Here is an 18,719-nt window from a genome sequence, read left to right on the forward strand (position 1 = left end):
GGAGACTGAAGATGACCGATTCATCGTTTAGCGGACGTGCCGCCATTGTCGGCCTCGGCGCCACCGAATTTTCCAAGAACTCCGGGCGCACCGAACTGCGCCTGGCCCTCGAAGCCACCCTCGGCGCCCTCAAGGATGCCGGGATCGATCCGTCCGAGGTCGAAGGATTCAGCTCGTACTCGGTGGACAAGGTGCCCGAATACGAGATCGCCCGGCTGCTGGGCTGCAAGGACGTGAAATTCTTCTCCCAGGTGCCCCATGGCGGCGGCGCCGCCTGTGGCCCGGTAATGCATGCCGCCATGGCGGTGGCCACCGGCGTGGCCAAGGTGGTAGTGGTCTACCGGGCGATGAACGAACGCTCCTGGTACCGCTTCGGCACCGGCACCTACGGCTTTGCGTCGACGCCGATCTTCGAGAACGTCAACTACGGCTGGTACATGCCGCACGGTTTCCACACCCCGGCCGCCTGGGTCGGCATGTTCGCGCAGCGCTACATGCACACCTATGGCGCCACCTCGGAAGACTTTGGCCGAGTGGCGGTGGCGGTGCGCGACTTCGCCGCGACCAACCCGGCGGCGTTCTTCCATGGCAAGCCGATCACCCTTGAAGAACACCAGGCCTCGCGCTGGATCTGCGAGCCCCTGCACCTGCTCGACTGCTGCCAGGAATCCGATGGCGCCGTCGCCATGGTGATCACCTCCGCCGAGCGTGCCCGTGACCTGCCGAACAAGCCCGTGGTCATCAAGGCTGGCTCGCAAGGCATCACCAGCGGCCAGCAGATCATGACCTCGTTCTACCGCGACGACATCACCGGCCTGCCAGAGATGGGCGTGGTCGCGCGCGAGTTGTACCGCCAGTCCGGCCTGGCCCCGGACGACCTGCAGACTGCGGTGATCTATGACCATTTCACCCCGTTCGTGTTGCCCCAGCTGGAAGAATTCGGCCTGGTCCCACGCGGCGAGGCCAAGGAGTTCATCCGCGCCGGGCATCACGCCCGTGGCGGCAAGTTGCCGATCAATACCCACGGCGGGCAGCTGGGCGAGGCCTACATCCATGGCATGAACGGTGTCGCCGAAGCGGTTCGCCAGGTGCGTGGAAGCGCGGTCAACCAGGTCGACGATGTGCGCAACGTGCTGGTCACCGCCGGTACCGGCGTGCCCACCAGCGGCCTGATTCTTGGCGCAGCCTAGGAAGATAACCATGTTTGTCGATCTGACTCCCGAGCAACACGCACTGCGCTGCGAAGTGCGCGATTACTTCCAGGCCCTGATGACCCCGCAATTGCGCGAGCAGCTGCGCGGCCAGGAGGGTGGCGAGCTGTTTCGCCAGACTGTCCGCCAGATGGGCCGAGACGGCTGGCTGGCGGTGGGCTGGCCTGAAGAGCATGGCGGGCAGGGTTACGCCGCGACCGAGCAGTTGATCTTCTTCGAAGAAGCCAACATCGCGGGCGCGCCATTGCCCTTCGTCACCATCAGCACCGTGGGCCCCGCGTTGATCGCCCACGGCAGCGCACTGCAGAAAGAACGATTCCTGCCGGGCATCGCCGGTGGCGAGATCATGTTCGCCATCGGCTATTCGGAACCCGGCGCGGGCAGTGACCTGGCCGTGCTCAAGACCACCGCGCGGCCCGAGGATGGACATTTCGTGGTCAACGGCAACAAGCTGTGGACCTCCGGCGCCGAATCGGCCGACTTCATCTGGCTCGCCGCGCGCACCGATCCGAACCTGGCGCGGCACAAGGGCGTGTCGATCCTGATCCTGGACACCCAGTTGCCCGGCTTCTCCAGCACGGTGATCCCGACCACCAGCAACCCGACCGCTGCCACCTACTACGACAACGTGCGCGTCCCCGAGGACATGCTGGTGGGCGAGCTCAATGGCGGCTGGAAACTTATCACCGCGCAGCTCAACCACGAGCGCCTGGGCCTGGGGTCCTGGGCGGACAAGGTGGCGGGGCTGTTCCGCCGCGTCTACCTCTGGGCGCGCAACCGCGACGAGCAGGGACGCCGGGCGATGGACAAGACCTGGGTGCGCACGTCACTGGCCGAATGCTACACGCGCCTCGAAGCCATGCGCCTGATCAACTTCCGGATTGCCGCTGACCTTGAGCAGGAGCACATCGATGTGGCGCTGGCTTCGACTACCAAGGTGTATGGCTCGGAATCAGCCATCGAGATCCTGCGCCGACTCGCCGCCGTCGTTGGCGCCAACGGGGCGCTGCGCAGCGGCTCGGCCGCGGCCTTGCTGCACGGCGAGCTGGAGTACGAAGTGCGTGCCTCGGTGACGATGACCTTCGGAGGCGGCACCAATGAAATCCAGCGCGAACTGATCGCCCAGTTCGGCCTGGGCATGCCACGGCCGCAGCGCTAGGGTCCACGCGGCCCGCTCGCACCGACATAACAACAAGAGGACCCCTCCGGCATGCCCGGGGGCGGGCCGAGGACATGATCATGAGCACCATCGAGCAATTCAGGCACGACACCCGGGCGTGGCTTGAGGCCAACTGCCCGCCATCGATGCGCACCGCCATGGGCGAGGGCGATGTGGTCTGGGGCGCGCAGCAGCCCACGTTTCCCAGCGAGGATGCACGCCGCTGGTTCGAGGCCATGCGCGACAGGCGCTGGTTCTGCCCCGACTGGCCCGAGGCCTACGGCGGCGCCGGGTTGAGCCCGGAACAGACAGCGGTGCTGCTGGATGAAATGCGCCGCCTGCGGTGCCGCCCGCCACAGATCAACCTGGGCGTGTGGATGCTTGGCCCGGTCCTGCTCGAATTCGGCAGCGAGGACCAGAAGCGTGACTTGCTGCCGCCGATGGCCCGTGGCGAGGTCCGCTGGTGCCAAGGCTTCTCCGAGCCCAATGCCGGCTCCGACCTTGCCAGCCTGAAGATGAGCGCGCGCGATGGCGGTGATCACTTCATCGTCGATGGCAGCAAGATCTGGACGTCCTACGGTGACAAGTCGGACTGGATGTACGCGCTGGTGCGCACCGATCCGTCCGCGCCCAAGCACGAGGGCATCAGCCTGATCGTGCTGGACATGCGCAGCCCCGGGGTGAATGCCGTGCCGATCGACCTGATCAGCGGCAAATCGGCCTTCTGCCAAGTGTTCTTCGATGCGGTGAAAGTGCCCCGGCACCAGTTGATCGGGCCGCTCAATGGCGGCTGGAACCTGGCCAAGCGCTTGCTTCAACACGAGCGCAAGGCAATGTCCACCTTTGGCGAGATCAGCCTGCCTTCGCATGTCGACCTGCTGGCCCTGGTGCAGACCTACCTGCCCGCGCCGCACGGCCAGGGGGAGCACGCATTGCGCGCGCGCGCCGTTGCCTGCGCGATGAACGAGCGCTGCTACGGCCTTACCGTGCAGCGCATGGCGCAGTGTGCCCAGGCGGGCGACGACACCAGCGGCCTGATGGCGATCATGAAACTGGTGCACACCGAACAGGAGCGGGACAAGTTCGAAGTGCTCCTCGATCTCATGGGCGGCCATGCCATGGGCTGGGAGAGCGAGACCTTCAGCGATCAACAGCTGGCCATCACCCGGGGCTGGCTCAACAGCTATGCCCTGACGATTTCCGGCGGTGCGTCGGAAGTCCAGCTCAATGTGATCGCCAAGCGTGTGCTTGGCCTGCCCGATGCAAAGAAAGGAGTGATGCAATGAACCTGGTCTATAGCGACGAGCAGCGTCTGCTGGCCGACAGCGCCCGGGACTTTCTCGCTGCCCGAAGCCCGGTCGCTGCCCAGCGTCGCCTGCGCGACGAGGCCAGCGTCCAGGGCTACGATCCTGACGTCTGGCGCGATGCGGTGGCCCTGGGGTGGAGCGCCATTCCGTTTCCCGAACAGTTCGGCGGGCTGGACTTCGGCTGCATGGGGCTGGGACCGGTATTCGAGGCAATCGGCCGCAACCTCTCGGCCACGCCCCTGCTGTCCAGCGTGGTGGTCAGTGGCTCGCTGCTTCACCTGTGCGGGACGCCCGCGCAGCAGGAGCAGTGGCTGGTGCCGAGCATCAGCGGCGAGCGGCGCCTGGCGCTCGCATTGGACGAACACGCCCGTCATGACCCACGCGGCACGACGCTGCTGGCCCAGGCCGATGGCGATGGCTATTGCCTGCAGGGCGACAAGTACTGGGTGCTCGATGGCGTGGGGGCGGATGCCTATGTGGTTGCCGCCCGGGTCTCGGGTCAGGCGGGCGACGCGCAGGGCATCGGCCTGTTCCTGCTGCCCGCCGACACGCCGGGGCTCTCGTGCAGCAGATTGCCTCTGATCGACGCACGCAATTGCGCGCGCCTGCACCTGGAGCAGGTGCGGGTAGGGCCACAGGCATTGCTCGGCCAGCCGGGCCAAGGGTGGGCTGACCTCGATCTTGCGCTGGACCGTGGCCGCGCCTGCCTGGCCGCCGAGCTTCTGGGCGCTGCCGAACATCTTTTCGAGACCACCCTCGAGTACCTCAAGACCCGCGTCCAGTTCGACACCCCGATTGGCAGCTTCCAGGCCCTGCAGCACCGCTGCGCGCAGCTGCATGTCGACCTGGCGCTGAGCCGCAGCGCGGTCATGGCAGCGCTCGCGGCACTGGACGACTGCAACCTCGACGCCTCATCGCGGGGACGGCTGGTCAGCCTGGCGAAATGGAAGACCGGTGATACCGCGCTCAAGGTCAGCAACGAAGCGGTGCAGATGCACGGCGGGATCGGCGTCACCGATGAGCTCGATGTCGGGCTGTACCTCAAGCGTATCCGGGTTGCCCAGGCAAGCCTGGGTGATCGCGATTTCCAGTGTCAGCGCTACGCCGACCTGACCCTGGCCTGCGCCTGACGATAAGGAGAACAGCATGACCGAGCAACGTTGGCACAGTGCCTGGGCGCAGTTGATCGCGCCGGGCTCGCCCTTCGAAGTGGTGGCGCCCGCCGAGGGCGGGCCGCGCCATTTCCGTCACACCGCCCCTGACCTGCTCAGTGTCCTTGAAGCAGGGCGCGTGCATGGAGATCGGGAATTTCTGGTCTGGCAGGACCAACGCCTGACCTTCGCCGACTACTTCGAACAGGTCGACCGCCTGGCGGGGCAACTGGCCCACACGCTCGGCCTGAAGCCCGGCGAGCGCGTGGCCATCGCCTTGCGTAACCAGCCGGCCTGGCTGGTCGCGTTCGCGGCCGTGCAGCGGTGCGGCGCGGTGTGCGTGCCCCTCAACAGCTGGGGGCTTCGGGACGAGCTGGTCCACGGCCTGGAAGACAGCGGCGCGCGCCTGCTGGTATGCGATGACACCCGCAGGCAGGTGCTGGTGACGGACCTGGACACCCTGGGGCTTCCCACGATCGTCGTCGGGGCCGCCCCTCGGCAGTCGCTGCCAGCCTACTGCCACCGCTACGAGTACCTCCTGGCCGCCGAGTGGCTGCCCGTGCCGGCGCTGCAGCCAGACCCCGACAGCGCGGCGCTGATCCTCTACACCTCGGGCACCACCCGGCGGGCCAAGGGCGTGGTGTCCAGCCACCGGGCGATCTGCCAGGCGCTGACCGCGCTGGAGTTCCAGGGCGCGTTCTGCGCGCTGAGTTCTCCCGAGCGCATCGGCCCGGTGATCAACAGCGGCCTGCCTCCCACGACATTGATGGCAGTGCCGCTGTTCCACGTCAGCGGCTTGCATGCGCAGTTCCTGCTGGCCCTGCGCGCGGGCCGGCGCCTGGTACTGATGTACAAATGGGAGGTCGAGCGCGCGCTGGACCTGATACGCGACGAGCGCTGCACCCAGTTCAATGGTGCGCCGGTCATGATGCAGCAGCTGCTTGCCTCGACGCGCTTTGGCGGGGCCGACACCATCAGTCTGTTCGGGCTGGGCCTGGGCGGTGGCGCATCTTCAAGCACGCTGCTTGCCGGCATGATCGAACGCAAGCCGGACGCCATCGGCGGCAGCGGCTACGGCCTGACGGAGAGCAACGGGATCGGCGCAGCCATTGGCGGCGACCTGTTTGTCTACAAGCCTGGCAGTTGCGGCTGGCCCTTGCCGATCGTTGACCTGCGCATCGGCGATCACCCAGGGCGCCCGCTGCCTGCGGGGCAACCCGGCGTGATCTGGCTGCGCTCGCCCACCCTGATGGCAGGGTACTGGAACCTGCCTGAAGAAAGCGCCGAGACGTTGTGTGATGGCTGGCTCGATACCGGAGACACCGGCTATGTCGACGACGAAGGCTTCTTGTACATCAGCGGCCGGGTCAAGGACTTGATCAACCGGGGTGGTGAAAAGGTGTCGGCGGCCGAGGTCGAGGCGTGCGTCTGCGAGATGCCCGGCGTGGAAGAAGCCGCGGCATTTGCCATCCCCGACGTGCAACTGGGCGAGGCGGTGGCCTTGGCGGTACGCGCGCAGCCCGGGCTCGACGAAGCGTCGATCCGCGATTTCATCGCTCGGCGGCTGGCGGGCTACAAGGTCCCGGCCCGGGTGTTCATGCAGACCCGGGCGCTGCCACGCAACGCCACCGGCAAAGTGCTCAAGGCCGAGCTGCGAAAAGTTGTCGATGCCATGGATTCTTAGTCTTTCCAGACGATGAATGCCCTGCCAGAACCCGAAGAATGAGGCTCACTTGAAAGCTTTTTCAGCGAAGGAGGCAATACATGAAAATAACAACAACAGGTGTCGTGCTCGCAGCCACGTTAGTGGCCAATACCGGACTGATCAGCAGCGCAGCGGCCCAGGTGTCGCCGCAGGAGGCGGAAAAGCTGGGCAAGGAACTGACCTGTGTCGGTGCCGAGCAGGCGGGTAACGCCGCAGGCACCATTCCTCCCTACACCGGCAAGTATCTGGGCGAGGTGCCGGGTTGGAAGCATGTGAAGTTTTCCGGCGACCAGCCGGTGGACCCCTACGCGGCCGAGAAGCCCATCGCGGTGATCACGGCGCAGAACATGGCGCAGTACGAGGCCCACCTGACCGAGGGCCAGAAGGCCCTGCTCAAGAAATACCCCAGCACCTACAAGATGAATATCTATCCTGGGCATCGCGATTTCCGCTACCCGGATTACGTCTGCGAGCGGGTCAAGTACAACGCCCTCAACGCCAAGCTGGTCAACGACGGCCTGGGCATCGAAGGCCTTGGACAAGTCCCGTTCCCGATCCCCAAAAACGGCATGGAGGTGCTGTGGAACCACCAGTTGCCAGCGCGCGCCTACACCGAGGAGAAGATCAGTGACCTGGCATCCGTGCTGCCTAACGGCAGTATCGGCTGGGGACGTGCCCATGCGCGCAACCTGTCGCAGGCCAACTCGCCGACCAAGGAGCCCAGGACCGAGGACAAGATCCAGGCGATGAGCTACAACACCACGCTCAAGCCGGCCCGTGACAACGGCGTGATCAGCATTGCCCATGAGCCCTACAACTTCGCCACCGAAGCGCGCCAGGCCTGGAACTACAGCCCGTCTACCCGGCGTGTGCGGCAGTTGCCAGGCTACGGTTACGACCAGCCCATGATCGGCACCAACGGCACGATGATCGTCGACGAAGACCGGCTGTTCAATGGCGGGCCAGAGCGCTACACCTGGAAGCTGATCGGCAAGCGTGAAATCTACAGCCCGGCCAATGCGTTCAAGGCCAACGGGGCGGGGATCAAGTATGCCGAACTGTTGACCCCCAACCATCCCAACCCGGAGTTCCTGCGGTTCGAGCTGCGTCGGGTCTGGGTGGTCGAGGCCCAGTTGAAGGAAGGGTTCCGCCATGTGTATGGCAAGCGCGTGCTGTTTGTCGATGAAGACACCTGGAACGCGGTGATGGCCGACAACTACGACAGTCGTGGGCAGTTGTGGAAGCATGCGCTGATCAACTACTACTACCACCCTGACATGAGTGCCTGGCAGGCCGGTTCGCAGTTCTTCATGGACCTCAACTCCGGGCAGTACACCGGCTACGGGATGACCAACGAAGCGAAGAAGGGGCCGATCCTCAACGAAGCCAAGTTCACCCCGGACATGTACACCTCGGATGCAGCGAGGGCGATCGGGCGTTGATGGTGTTGTAAGCAAAACGCCCGGCCAATTGGCCGGGCGTTTTCGTATGGGGCTTGTCAGCAACCGCTGGGTCTTGGCCTAGGCCACCGTTGCCGCCCGCGCAGCCACTACTGCCACCCCCACCGGCTGTGCCAGCTGACGCCGATACCCCGGCAATGCCAGGCCCAGGAAGATTGCCGCCAGCACCAGCATCGAGACCGACGCCGCCAGCGCATAGCGTAGCGATTCGGCACCCAGGGTCGGCAAGAACAGGTCACTCAGCAGCCCGATCAGCAGCGGCCCGATACCCACCCCGAGCAAGGTCATTGCCATGACGAAGATCGCTGTGGCCTGGGCAAGTCGGGTGGCCGGGAACAAGTGGGTGATCGCGCCCAGGCAGGGCGTTGCCCACCACACGCCAAAGAAGGCGAACATGCTGTAGAAGACGAAGGCCTGGGGCACCGCGATGCCGCTTATCTGCAGCACCGGGCCTGCTGGCCAGAGGAAATAGGCCAGGGCAAACGGAATACTGATCAGCGTGCCCAGCAGCGGCACCCCGATCTGCCAGCCTGCATCGCGCCGGGCCATGCGGTCGGTAACGATGCCGCACACCAAGGTACCCAGCGTCGCGCCGGTGCCGCCGACCACGCCGACCAGAAAACCGGCTTGCTGCACATTCAGCCCATGGGACCGGATCAGAAAGCTCGGGCTCCAGGTGCCGATGGCGTAGCCAGCGATCGCAGCCGTGCCACCCGTGAGCACCAGCCACAGGAACGAGGGCGTCTTCAGCAGCTCCAGCAGTGTCTGCAACCAGCCTTCGCGGACCTCGGTGCCGTCCGGGTGCGTGGGCAGGGCCGCTGGCTTGGCGGTGCGCACGGTGAACAGCAGGAGCAGCCCGAGAAAGATGCCCGGCGCGCCGATCAACAGGAACGCGAGCCGCCAGCCATGGTGCTGGGCAATCCAGCCACCGAGACCGAGACCGACGATGGCGCCCAGGCTCGAGCCGAGCATCAGCACCGCCAGCGCAGTGGAGCGTCGCCGCGCCGGATACAGCTCCGACACCATGGCCACCGACGGGGCCGTGCCCCCGGCTTCCCCCACCGCCACGCCAATGCGCGCCAGCACCAGCATCAGGAAGCTGCCGGCCAGCCCGCACATCATGGTCATCACGCTCCAGGCGATACAGCTCAGGGCGATCACCGGCTTGCGGCCTATGCGGTCGGACAACCGCCCGAGCGGGAAGCCGAACACGGTGTAGAACACTGCGAAGGTGACCCCCGAAAGCAGCCCGATACCGGTGTCGGAAATGCCGAATTCGAGCTTTACCGGCTCGATCAGGATCGCCATCAGCTGGCGGTCGATGTAGTTGAAGACGTAGATGGCGGCGAGCACGAACAGCGCGTAGTGCGTTCGCCAGGTTACTGGGTTGGAAGTGTTCACTGCGGGTTGCTCCCGGTCTTGTTTTGGTGTGCGTGATCGTCTGCCCGCTCCGGCCAATTTTCATCGTCCGTTCAGACCAATTGCGCAGCGCGGGACAAGGGGCTGCGAAACCTAGTCTCGACGGACGATGTTTCGGCAACGTCTGGCATCAATCATCTGCTCATCACCGGTAGCACGGCTTCCCTTGTCGCCGAGCGGCTGGATTCTGGCATGTCCGGGAAATCCCAAGAAGTGAAGGAGCTGAAATGAGCATCTTGTTCGAGCCATTGGCCCTGGGCGACCTGCAACTCGCCAACCGTATCGTCATGGCGCCGATGACCCGCAGTCGCGCTGGCGGCGACGGTGTGCCCAGCGCGGAGATGGTCGAGTATTACCGTCAGCGCGCCAGTGCCGGGCTGATCGTTGCCGAGGGTACTGCGCCGTCCGCCGCAGGGATGGGTTATTGCCGCACCCCGGCAATCTACAGCGCGCAGCAGATCAGCGCCTGGCGCCGGGTCACCCAGGCCGTGCACGGGGAGGGCGGTCGCATTGTCCTGCAACTGATGCACGTCGGCCGCGCCGCCAGTCATCACAACAAGCCAAAGGGCGCGCACACCGTGGCCCCTTCGGCACGGCGCGCGCGCACCCGGCTGTTCACCGATACGGCCGGCATGGTGGATGCAGACGAGCCGCAGGCCCTGACGCTGGCAGGTATCGAAGCGGTGGTCGAGGAGTATCGCCAGGCTGCGGTCAACGCGCGAGAAGCGGGCTTCGACGGCGTCGAGCTGCACTGCACAAGCGGCTACCTGCCCATGCAGTTCATGGCCTCGGGCAGCAACCTGCGCGAGGACCACTACGGCGGCAGCGCACAGAACCGTGTGCGCTTCGCCCAGCAGGTGCTCGAGTCGATGGCGGGCGCGATCGGCGCTCGCCGCGTTGGCTACCGCCAATGCCCGGGCAACAGCTACAACGATATCGAGGACGCGGACCCTGCCGCGACGGCCGCCGCCCTGTGCGCCGCGGTTTCGCCCTTGGGCCTGGCCTACCTGCACATCATGCGTTCGCCTGTCCCGGGGCTCGATGCCTTCGCGTTGGTGCGCGGGCACGGCGCGGCAGGGCTGATCCTCAATGACGGCTTCGATGGTGAGTCGGCCGCGGCCGCGCTGGCAGCGGGGGCGGGCGATGCCGTGTCGTTCGCCCGGCACTTCATCGCCAACCCGGATCTGGTCGAGCGTCTTCGCGAGGGCCTGCCCCTGGCCGGTTTCGACCGGCATACGCTCTATACCCCCGGGGCCCGGGGCTATTCGGACTACCCCGCATACCAGGGCACCCTGGAGGTGACGCCATGAACGCGGCCCAGCCAGCCCAGGCCGCGCTCGCCGGTGTTCCGGTCGCGCGTGAGCACACCCAGGCGCTGCTCGATCGCCGCGCGGCCGCCAGTGCGAAGATCAAGCCCCGCGACTGCTGCACCTTGGCCGACCGCCTTGAAGCGCAGGCGCGCCTGCATGCCGACAGGCCTTTCCTGATCTACGGCAACGAGCGGCTGAGCTACGCCCAGGTGGACGCCAGGGCCAATCAGATGGCCCACACCTTCTATGCCAACGGCCTGCGCGCGGGCGATGTCTGCGCTTTGCTGGTGGAGAATCGCCCCGAATTCTTCTGCACCTGGTTCGGCCTGGTGAAGCTCGGAGTGGTGGTCGCGTTCATCAACACCCAGGTCAGCGGCAAAGCACTGCTGCACGCCTTGCAGACAATCGCCGCCAAGTGCGTGGTGGTCGGCGAGGAATGCCTGGCCAACCTGCAGGCCACCTCACCGCTGCCGCAACTGGCGTTCTGGTTGCTGCCTGATCCGCAGAATCCCTGGCCGGGCGCGCTGCCGGGCGGCGTCGACGGGCACTTCGCCGCGCGCCTGGAAAGTGCGCCTGCCAGCGCCTTCCCGCGAGACATGCGCGCGGCGGTCCAGGCCCAGGACACGACCCTGCTCATCTTCACCTCCGGCACCACCGGGCTGCCAAAGGCCGCCCGCTACAGCCATATGCGCTGGATGTCGTCAGGCGACGTGATGCAGGTGACCCTGCCCGCCACCTGCGAGGACGTGTTCTATTGCTGCCTGCCGCTGTACCACGGCGCTGCTGCCACGTCCGTCACGTCCACCGCGCTGAGCGCCGGTGCCAGCATCGTGGTACGTCGCAAGTTCAGCGTGCGGGCGTTCTGGGAAGACGTTCGCCTGCACCGGGTCAGCGTCTTCCAGTACATCGGTGAAATCTGCCGGTACCTGCTCAATCAGCCGGTGGTCCCAGGAGAGCGTGACCACGGCTTGCGCTGCATGCTGGGCGCTGGGCTGACCCCCGAGACCTGGCAGCGCTGGACCGAACGCTTCGGTCCGGTGCAGATTTTCGAGGGCTGGGGCGCCACCGAGGCCAACACCAACCTGATCAACGTCGACAACTACCCAGGCGCCTGTGGCCGGGTGCCGGACTGGAGCCGCACCAACCTGCGCCTGGTGCGCTACGACGTCGAGAACGACTGTCACCCACGCGACGCGCAGGGGTTCTACCAGCTCTGCGAGGTCGGCGAGGTCGGTGAAGCGATGGGCTTGATCATCGATCATCCGGACATCGGCGGCGGGCGCTTCGAAGGCTATACCTCCGCCGAGGCCAGCGAGAGCAAGATCCGCCGCAATGTCCTGAGTGCGGGGGATGCCTACTGGAGTTCAGGTGATCTGCTGCGCCAGGACGCCGAGGGCTACTGCTACTTCGTCGACCGCATCGGCGACACCTTCCGCTGGAAAAGCGAGAACGTCTCGACCCAGGAGGTCGCGGCTGCCCTGGGTGACTTGCCGGGGCTCGAGCTGATCAACATCTACGGGGTACAGGTGCCTGGCCATGAAGGCCGTGCCGGCATGGCCGCGGTGCTGATGCAGGCAGGCGTGGCCTTCGACCCGCAGGCACTGTTCGCCCTCAGCGAACGTTGCCTTCCGCGCTATGCGGCGCCGGTGTTCGTGCGGGTCAGCGCCGCTGCCGACCTGACCAGCACGTTCAAGTTGCGCAAGGTCGACCTGCAACGCCAGGGCTATTGCCCCGTCAGCTGCCAGGACCCGCTGTTCGTACGCGACGAGCAGGCCCGCACCTACCTGCCGTATTCGCTGGAGGCGCTGCAGCGCGCGGGCTTGCAGCCCTGCGAGAGTGCCCGCCATGACTGACCTCGATGCCCGCCGTGCCGAGGGCGAGCTGCGCGACGGCCTGCGCTACCCCTGGCCGCAGCCGCCGGCCGGTGGCCAGGTGCTGGAAGTCGCCAGTGGCGTGTGGTGGCTGCGCATGCCCCTGCCGTTCCGCCTTGATCACATCAACCTGTACCTGCTGCGCCACGAGGCGGGATGGGTGGTGGTCGACACCGGCATGAACACTGCCGAAACGCGCGCCACCTGGACCCATGTACTGACCGAGGCGTGTGCAGGAGAGCCCGTGCTCGCGGTGATCTGCACCCACTTCCACAGCGATCACGCGGGGCTTGCGGCCTGGCTCACCGAGCGTTTTCGCTGCGCGTTGTACATGACCGCTGGCGAGTTCCAGTGGCTTCACGTGCGCGCGCCCGATGGGGAAGCGTCCTGGGCGTTCGTGGACTTCTACCGCAAGGCGGGGTTCGACCAGGAGCGCATCGATGCGCTGCACGCCGCGATCCAGAACACGCACTTTCGCCCTCTGCCGTGCACCGGTTTCCGGCGCCTGCGCCAGGGCAGCCGGCTGCGCATCGGTGGGCGCAACTGGACGGTGCAGGTGGGCAGCGGCCATTCGCCTGAACATGCCTGCCTCTACGCCGCAGGCGATGGCCTGCTGATTTCCGGCGACCAGGTACTGCCGCGGATCACCTCCACCGTGGGCGTCCAGCCCACCGAACCCGAGGCCAACCCGCTGCAGGACTGGCTGACGTCGATCGAGCAGTTGCGCGCGGTGCCCGACACCGTGCTGGTCCTGCCGGCCCATGAGCGGCCTTTCTTCAATCTGCATCAGCGCCTGGATCAGTTGCAGGCCCATCACCAGGGTCACCTGGCGCGGATGCTGGCCCACTGTGTCGAGCCGCGCAATGCGCTCGACCTGATGGCGCTGCTGTTTCCCAGGGCGTCAGGCAGCTTCGATGAGCTGATGGCCCTGGGCGAGACCTTGGCGCATGCCAACTACCTCATGGCCGAAGGCGCCCTGGTGCGCGAGGAACGCGGGGGACTGCTGTGGTACCGGCAGGCTCCGACGGGGGCCTCGGCTCCCGATCCGCAAGCAGTGTTCTGAGCGCACCCGGGCAACGGCCGTGGTGAACAGTCCAGGCAACCTGGCGGTTGCCTATCAGGAGAGTCCGTGTGAACGACAAGAACAACAATAATTGTACTGGCATGGGCGGCCACGGGTTCCAGGCCGCTGGGCTTGCCGTTGCTGTCGCGCTCGCGGCAGTGCCCGCATGGGCGGGTGAAACCATCGAGTTCGACAACGGCGCGACCCTCGACTGGTCGGTGACCACCAGCTACGGGATGGGGGTGCGGCTGGGCAAGCCCAGCGACCGGCTGATGACGCCCAACGCCGATGACGCCAACCGCAACTTCAACGAGGGCAGCCTGACCACCAACCGCATCGGCGCGCTGGGCGAGATGATCCTGCGCAAGGACAACTACGGGGCAGTAGTGCGCGCCAGCACCTTCTACGACGATGTCTACCACCAGGACAACGACAACGATTCACCCGCGACCGTGAACAAGGACGGGCGCAACGACGAATTCACCAGCCGCACCCGCTACTACAGCGGTGGCCGTACCCGCTTGCTGGACGCCTATGTCTTCGGTGGCTGGCGCTTCGACAACGACACCATGCTCGACGTCAAGGCCGGGCGGCATATCGAGTCCTGGGGCGAGAGCCTTTACTACCCTGGCGTCAATGGCGTGCAGAACCCCTCCGATGCGGTCAAGGCTGCCCAGCCTGGGGTCGAAGTCAAGGAGATCCTGCTGCCGGTGGGGCAGTTCTCCGCCTCCTACCGGCTCAATCCGCAGATCACCTTTGGCGCCTATGTGCAGTATGAATGGAAGGGCACCGAGCTGCCGCCGGTGGGTAGCTACCTGTCCGGCAGCGACGTGATAGGCCCGGGCCGCGAGTTCATCCGCACCGCCACCGGGATCGTCCCGTACCAGGGCACCGACGAGCCGCGCGACAGTGGGCAATGGGGCGTGCAGCTGCGCTATCGGCCGGTACCGGCCATCGAGCTGGCGCTGTTCCATGTCAATTACCACGACAAGAACCCGGCCACCGCACTGGTGGGCTACAACCCCGTGCCGTTGGGCAATGGCCAGTTCGCGTTCGCCACCAACGGCTACCGCGTGCAGTACTTCGAGGACATCAAGCTGACCGGCCTGAGTCTGTCGACCAAGCTGGGCGACACCCAGATCGGCGCCGAATGGTCGTACCGCGATGGCGCACCGGTCATGGTCAACACAGGACTGGGGCCGGTGCCGGCCCGGGGCAAGGGCCAGCAGATGCAGCTCTCGGCCATGCGCATCCTGGGCGATCGACCCTGGGCCAGCCAGACCACGCTGACCGCCGAAGTGGTCCACGTGCGCGTGGACAGCGCCGACTCGGCCTCGGCGGCCGGAAACCTGCAGGGCGTGAACCTGCTGCCTTCCCTTGCCCCGCTGGTGGGAGATTCCGATGACTACACCTACGACACCGGTTCAGCCTGGCGCAGCAGGAGTTCCAGCGCCTACACCCTGGGGGCCTCGTTCAGTTATCCGGGAATTTTCCCGGGCTGGGATCTGGAGGTGCCGCTGCGCTTCTCCAGCGTGTTCAGCGGGGCGTCACCCATGGCCGGCAGCATCGCCGGCGTGCAGGGCGACCGCCGCTACAGCGTCGGTACCACGTTCAAGTACCTGAGCAACCTGGAAGTGGCGTTCGCGGTGGTTGGCTACCTGGGCTCGCCTGACCCGCTGAAGCGGCCGATGGCTGACCGCGACTACGCCACATTCTCGATGAAATACACCTTCTGAAGGAGGCACCATGGGACTCAAAGGACAGGCCGCGATCGTCGGCTGTGCTCAGTACAAGCCTGAAAAATACGCCACGGCGCCGCGCATGTTTCACCTGGAACAGGTGGCCGACCTGGCCGCCCAGGCATTGCGCGATGCAGGCCTCAAGGCAACGGACATCGATGGCCTGGTGATCAATGGCCCGCAGTTCCACGAGGCCTCGGTGTTCGTGCCGGCCATGGCGGCCGAGTACCTGGGGCTGACCCTCAACTTCGCCGAGGTGGTCGACCTCGGGGGCTGCACCTCGGTGGGCATGGTCTGGCGCGCGGCGGCCGCGATCGAGCTGGGCCTGTGCCAGGCGGTGCTCTGCGTGCTGCCGGCGCGCATGGCGCCGCTGGGGCCGGACGAAGACCCGAGCTGGATGGCGCGCGCCATGCGCTTCGGGGGGCACAGTACTGCCTATGGCGCGCCGGAGGCCGAGTTCGATCTGCCTTATGGGCACATGGGCCAGAACACTGGCTACGCGATGATCGCCCAGCGTTATGCCGCGCAGTATGGCTACGACCCCAGGGCCATGGCCAAGATTGCCGTGGACCAGCGCAGCAACGCCCAGGCCAACGACCAGGCGATGTTCTTCGGCCAGCCGCTCAGCATCGAACAGGTGCTGGCCAGCAAGCGTGTGGCTGACCCGCTGCATGTGCTGGAGATCGTCATGCCGGTGGCTGGCGGTGCAGCGCTGATCGTGACCTCCCGCGAGGTGGCGGCGCGCACTCGCAAACGCCCGGCATTCATCACAGGGTTTGGCGAGCACCTTGCGTTCAAGTCGCCGTCCTACGCCAAGAACATGCTGGACACCCCGATAGGACCGGCCTCGCGCCGCGCCTTCGGCATGGCCGGCCTGAGTCCTGCCGACATGCACGCGGCGCAGATCTACGACTGCTACACCATTACCGCCTTGCTGACCCTCGAAGACGCCGGCTTCTGTGGCAAGGGCGAAGGCATGGCCTTCGTGCGCGAGCACGACCTGACCTGGCGCGGTGATTTCCCCATGAACACCCACGGTGGGCAGCTCAGCTTCGGCCAGGCCGGTTCCGCCGGTGGCATGTCGCAGGTCATCGAAGCGGTGACCCAGATTGCCGGTACTGCCGGTGAACGCCAGCTGGCGCGCTGCGACAACGTCTACGTCTCCGGTACCGGTGGCGTGATGAGCGAGCAGGGCGCATTGATTCTCCAGGGAGCCTGATCACCATGTCGAACAACAAACCAATGCCACTGGCCACCGAGATTTCCGCGCCGTACTGGGAAGGCCTGAAGGCCCGGAAGCTGCTGATCCAGCAATGCAATGCCTGCGAGGGCTGGATCTTCTATCCGCGCCGGCATTGTCCGAGCTGCCTGGCCCACGACTTGAGCTGGCGCGAAGTGCGTGGGGCCGCGACGTTGTACAGCTACACGGTGACGCGTATCGCCACCCTGCCTGACTTTGCCGACGAGATGCCACAGATGCTGGCGGTGGTCGAGCTGGATGAAGGGGTGCGGATCAACACCAACCTGGTAGGGCTGGCGGAGGAAGAAATTCATGTAGGGATGCATCTGCGGCCGGTGTTCGCGCAGGTGGATGAGCAAGGCACGCGCCTGTTGCGCTTTACCGGTGTGGACAAGGATCCGTTGACCCTGGAGGCCCAGCGCACCACGGCCCCCGTGCCGAGCGCCGTGCAAACGGCAGTGCGGCAGGTGGCCCTGGATGACCTTGAGGGGCTGCAGGCGCTGGTCAGTGAGCACTTCAGCGAGTGGAGCAACAGTGTGCTGGTGGACCAGGCGCTGATCGACGCGTTCGCGGAGCTCAGTGGGGATGACTACTGGATTCACACCGATCCGCAGAAGGCTCGGTTGCAGAGTCCTTTCGGCGGGACCATCGCCCATGGGGCGCTGGTGCAGGTGCTGCAATCGCGCATGAAGCTTGAGTTGGGGTTCGAGATCACCGGGTTTACCACTCAGATCAACTACGGCTCGGACCGGCTGCGGTTTCCGGCGCCGGTGCCTGCGGGCGCGCGGATTCATGCGCGGGCACGGGTGAAGTCGGTCCAGGTGCAGGGGCGGGGGACCCAGGTGGTTCTGGAGTTGCATACGCATGTGGTGGGGCAGGAGAGACCTTCGGTGATCAATGATCTGGTGATTCTCTACCAGGGGTGATCGGCGCAGGGGCGGGAGATCGAGCGCCGCCGGTGCGGCGCATCGCGGCGAAACCCCATAACCCATTTGGACGATGTGTCCTAGGCGTCTGAACGTGACTATCGGGTCCAGGCCCCGAAAATAACAAGAGGATTGGCCCCATGAATGTCGTTGTCTACCTGCGTCATGACACGGAGCCGTGCCTATGCGCTCTCTGATGGGTTACGCGGTCTGCCTGGTGGTGGCTGTGACCATTGCCTTCGCCTTTTCCCCTCGCGCTGTCCCCCAGCCCGGCGACGAGCCACTTCGCCCTGACCGGGTGCAGGTCAACGCCTTGCTCAAGCAGGGCAGCCGGGTGGTGGCGGTGGGTGAGCGGGGCAGCATTCTGCTCAGCGACGATCAGGGGGTGAGCTGGCGCTCCGCCTCTGTGGAACCTCAACGGGACGCTGCCCTGACGGCGCTGATCGATCTGGGCAACCAGCGCCTGCTGGCCGTGGGGCACGACGGGTGGATCCTGCGCTCGGACGATGCGGGCGGCCGTTGGCAGGAAGTCCGCCATGACGCCAGTCTCGGGGAACCGCTGCTGGGCGCGTGGTCGGCAGGCGGGGAGCGAGTCCTGGCCTACGGCAGCTTCGGCAAGTTCTACCAGTCCGATGATGCAGGCCTGTCCTGGCGCAGCCTGGAGCTGGAAGTGGACAGTGCGCACCTCAACGGCATGGACGGGGGCACGGACGGCCAGCGGATGCTGGTTGGGGAGCAGGGCCTGGTGCTGCGCAGCCATGACGGTGGCCAGCACTGGCAGACGCTGCCGGCCTTTTACCAGGGCTCGCTGTTTGGGGTGGTCCGGCTCGATGCCGGCCTCTGGGTGAGCTATGGCATGCGCGGCCATGTCTTTGTCAGCCGTGATTTCGGGGACAGTTGGCGCCAGCTCGAGGTGGGCAACAAGCAACCTCTCTACGGGCACGCGGTCGTGCCCGATCAGGGTGGCCTGCTGATCGTCGGGGCTGGCGGGTCGCTGTTGCGGCTGAACGGCCAGGGCGAACTGGTAAGCGTCAGCCGCCTGCCCGGTGCCGGCACGCTGACCTCGGTGATCATGCTTGGCTCGCGGCTGCTGCTCGGTGGCGAACGAGGCGTATTCCAGGATTCGGGTGGCAACGTTGCCGCCCTGAGCAAGTGAGA

Annotated in this window: 14 protein-coding genes; 13 read left to right on the top strand and 1 reads right to left on the bottom strand. The window is 66.0% G+C overall.

Annotated elements, in window-relative coordinates; translation table 11 throughout:
- The first annotated feature begins 11 nt into the window (after positions 1-11).
- The 6 genes from AC0ZZU_RS15655 (at position 12) to AC0ZZU_RS15680 (ending at position 7,975) form a co-directional block, all read left to right on the top strand.
- On the top strand, positions 12-1,190 hold the full coding sequence (locus AC0ZZU_RS15655; RefSeq protein WP_158464605.1) for a lipid-transfer protein: 1,179 nt from the start codon (positions 12-14) through the stop codon (positions 1,188-1,190).
- 10 nt (positions 1,191-1,200) lie between these two features.
- Positions 1,201-2,370, top strand: coding sequence for an acyl-CoA dehydrogenase family protein (locus AC0ZZU_RS15660; protein ID WP_476341902.1), 1,170 nt, complete (start codon positions 1,201-1,203; stop codon positions 2,368-2,370).
- A gap of 80 nt (positions 2,371-2,450) precedes the next feature.
- A complete protein-coding gene (locus AC0ZZU_RS15665; protein WP_476341904.1) occupies positions 2,451-3,656 on the top strand; it encodes an acyl-CoA dehydrogenase family protein in 1,206 nt (401 codons plus the stop codon).
- Positions 3,653-4,807 carry an acyl-CoA dehydrogenase family protein gene (locus AC0ZZU_RS15670; protein ID WP_476341906.1) on the top strand — a complete coding sequence of 385 codons (1,155 nt, stop codon included), beginning with the start codon at positions 3,653-3,655 and terminating at the stop codon, positions 4,805-4,807. Before AC0ZZU_RS15665 ends, AC0ZZU_RS15670 begins: the two co-directional genes overlap by 4 nt.
- 16 nt (positions 4,808-4,823) lie before the next feature.
- Positions 4,824-6,512 carry a class I adenylate-forming enzyme family protein gene (locus AC0ZZU_RS15675; RefSeq protein ID WP_476341908.1) on the top strand — a complete coding sequence of 563 codons (1,689 nt, stop codon included), beginning with the start codon at positions 4,824-4,826 and terminating at the stop codon, positions 6,510-6,512.
- Positions 6,513-6,592: 80 nt separating this feature from the next.
- Entirely contained in the window at positions 6,593-7,975 is a 1,383-nt protein-coding gene (locus tag AC0ZZU_RS15680) for a DUF1329 domain-containing protein (protein WP_476341910.1), read from the top strand.
- Between the two features lie 78 nt (positions 7,976-8,053).
- Here the strand turns inward: AC0ZZU_RS15680 and AC0ZZU_RS15685 are convergent, their stop codons facing one another.
- Positions 8,054-9,394: a spinster family MFS transporter gene (locus tag AC0ZZU_RS15685; RefSeq protein ID WP_476341912.1), complete on the bottom strand. Its 1,341-nt coding sequence runs from the start codon at positions 9,392-9,394 to the stop codon at positions 8,054-8,056.
- A 245-nt stretch (positions 9,395-9,639) separates the two neighbouring features.
- Here AC0ZZU_RS15685 and AC0ZZU_RS15690 point away from each other — a divergent pair, with 245 nt between their 5' ends.
- The 7 genes from AC0ZZU_RS15690 (at position 9,640) to AC0ZZU_RS15720 (ending at position 18,717) form a co-directional block, all read left to right on the top strand.
- Positions 9,640-10,722 carry an alkene reductase gene (locus AC0ZZU_RS15690; RefSeq protein ID WP_476341914.1) on the top strand — a complete coding sequence of 361 codons (1,083 nt, stop codon included), beginning with the start codon at positions 9,640-9,642 and terminating at the stop codon, positions 10,720-10,722.
- Positions 10,719-12,575, top strand: coding sequence for a long-chain-acyl-CoA synthetase (locus tag AC0ZZU_RS15695; RefSeq protein ID WP_476341916.1), 1,857 nt, complete (start codon positions 10,719-10,721; stop codon positions 12,573-12,575). The genes AC0ZZU_RS15690 and AC0ZZU_RS15695 overlap by 4 nt, the downstream gene beginning before the upstream one ends.
- Complete coding sequence (locus AC0ZZU_RS15700) at positions 12,568-13,656, top strand: MBL fold metallo-hydrolase (protein ID WP_476341918.1); 1,089 nt, start codon at positions 12,568-12,570, stop codon at positions 13,654-13,656. Before AC0ZZU_RS15695 ends, AC0ZZU_RS15700 begins: the two co-directional genes overlap by 8 nt.
- 68 nt (positions 13,657-13,724) lie before the next feature.
- A complete protein-coding gene (locus tag AC0ZZU_RS15705) occupies positions 13,725-15,392 on the top strand; it encodes a DUF1302 domain-containing protein (RefSeq protein WP_476341920.1) in 1,668 nt (555 codons plus the stop codon).
- 10 nt (positions 15,393-15,402) lie between these two features.
- Positions 15,403-16,614, top strand: a complete 1,212-nt coding sequence (locus AC0ZZU_RS15710; RefSeq protein WP_476341922.1) for a thiolase family protein — start codon at positions 15,403-15,405, stop codon at positions 16,612-16,614.
- A 5-nt stretch (positions 16,615-16,619) separates the two neighbouring features.
- Positions 16,620-17,561 (top strand): bifunctional OB-fold nucleic acid binding domain-containing protein/MaoC family dehydratase, encoded by a 942-nt coding sequence (locus AC0ZZU_RS15715; protein WP_476341924.1) that lies wholly within the window; start codon positions 16,620-16,622, stop codon positions 17,559-17,561.
- Positions 17,562-17,745: 184 nt separating this feature from the next.
- On the top strand, positions 17,746-18,717 hold the full coding sequence (locus AC0ZZU_RS15720; protein ID WP_476341925.1) for a WD40/YVTN/BNR-like repeat-containing protein: 972 nt from the start codon (positions 17,746-17,748) through the stop codon (positions 18,715-18,717).
- The last annotated feature ends 2 nt before the right edge of the window (positions 18,718-18,719 follow it).

This window comes from Pseudomonas sp. JE3303, assembly GCF_056312565.1.

Bases quoted from the DNA above. Each gene is read 5' to 3' on its own strand.
- AC0ZZU_RS15655 (WP_158464605.1), top strand. From the start codon at position 12: ATGACCGATTCATCGTTTAGCGGACGTGCCGCCATTGTCGGCCTCGGC.
- AC0ZZU_RS15660 (WP_476341902.1), top strand. From the start codon at position 1,201: ATGTTTGTCGATCTGACTCCCGAGCAACACGCACTGCGCTGCGAAGTG.
- AC0ZZU_RS15665 (WP_476341904.1), top strand. From the start codon at position 2,451: ATGAGCACCATCGAGCAATTCAGGCACGACACCCGGGCGTGGCTTGAG.
- AC0ZZU_RS15670 (WP_476341906.1), top strand. From the start codon at position 3,653: ATGAACCTGGTCTATAGCGACGAGCAGCGTCTGCTGGCCGACAGCGCC.
- AC0ZZU_RS15675 (WP_476341908.1), top strand. From the start codon at position 4,824: ATGACCGAGCAACGTTGGCACAGTGCCTGGGCGCAGTTGATCGCGCCG.
- AC0ZZU_RS15680 (WP_476341910.1), top strand. From the start codon at position 6,593: ATGAAAATAACAACAACAGGTGTCGTGCTCGCAGCCACGTTAGTGGCC.
- AC0ZZU_RS15690 (WP_476341914.1), top strand. From the start codon at position 9,640: ATGAGCATCTTGTTCGAGCCATTGGCCCTGGGCGACCTGCAACTCGCC.
- AC0ZZU_RS15695 (WP_476341916.1), top strand. From the start codon at position 10,719: ATGAACGCGGCCCAGCCAGCCCAGGCCGCGCTCGCCGGTGTTCCGGTC.
- AC0ZZU_RS15700 (WP_476341918.1), top strand. From the start codon at position 12,568: ATGACTGACCTCGATGCCCGCCGTGCCGAGGGCGAGCTGCGCGACGGC.
- AC0ZZU_RS15710 (WP_476341922.1), top strand. From the start codon at position 15,403: ATGGGACTCAAAGGACAGGCCGCGATCGTCGGCTGTGCTCAGTACAAG.
- AC0ZZU_RS15715 (WP_476341924.1), top strand. From the start codon at position 16,620: ATGTCGAACAACAAACCAATGCCACTGGCCACCGAGATTTCCGCGCCG.
- AC0ZZU_RS15720 (WP_476341925.1), top strand. From the start codon at position 17,746: ATGCGCTCTCTGATGGGTTACGCGGTCTGCCTGGTGGTGGCTGTGACC.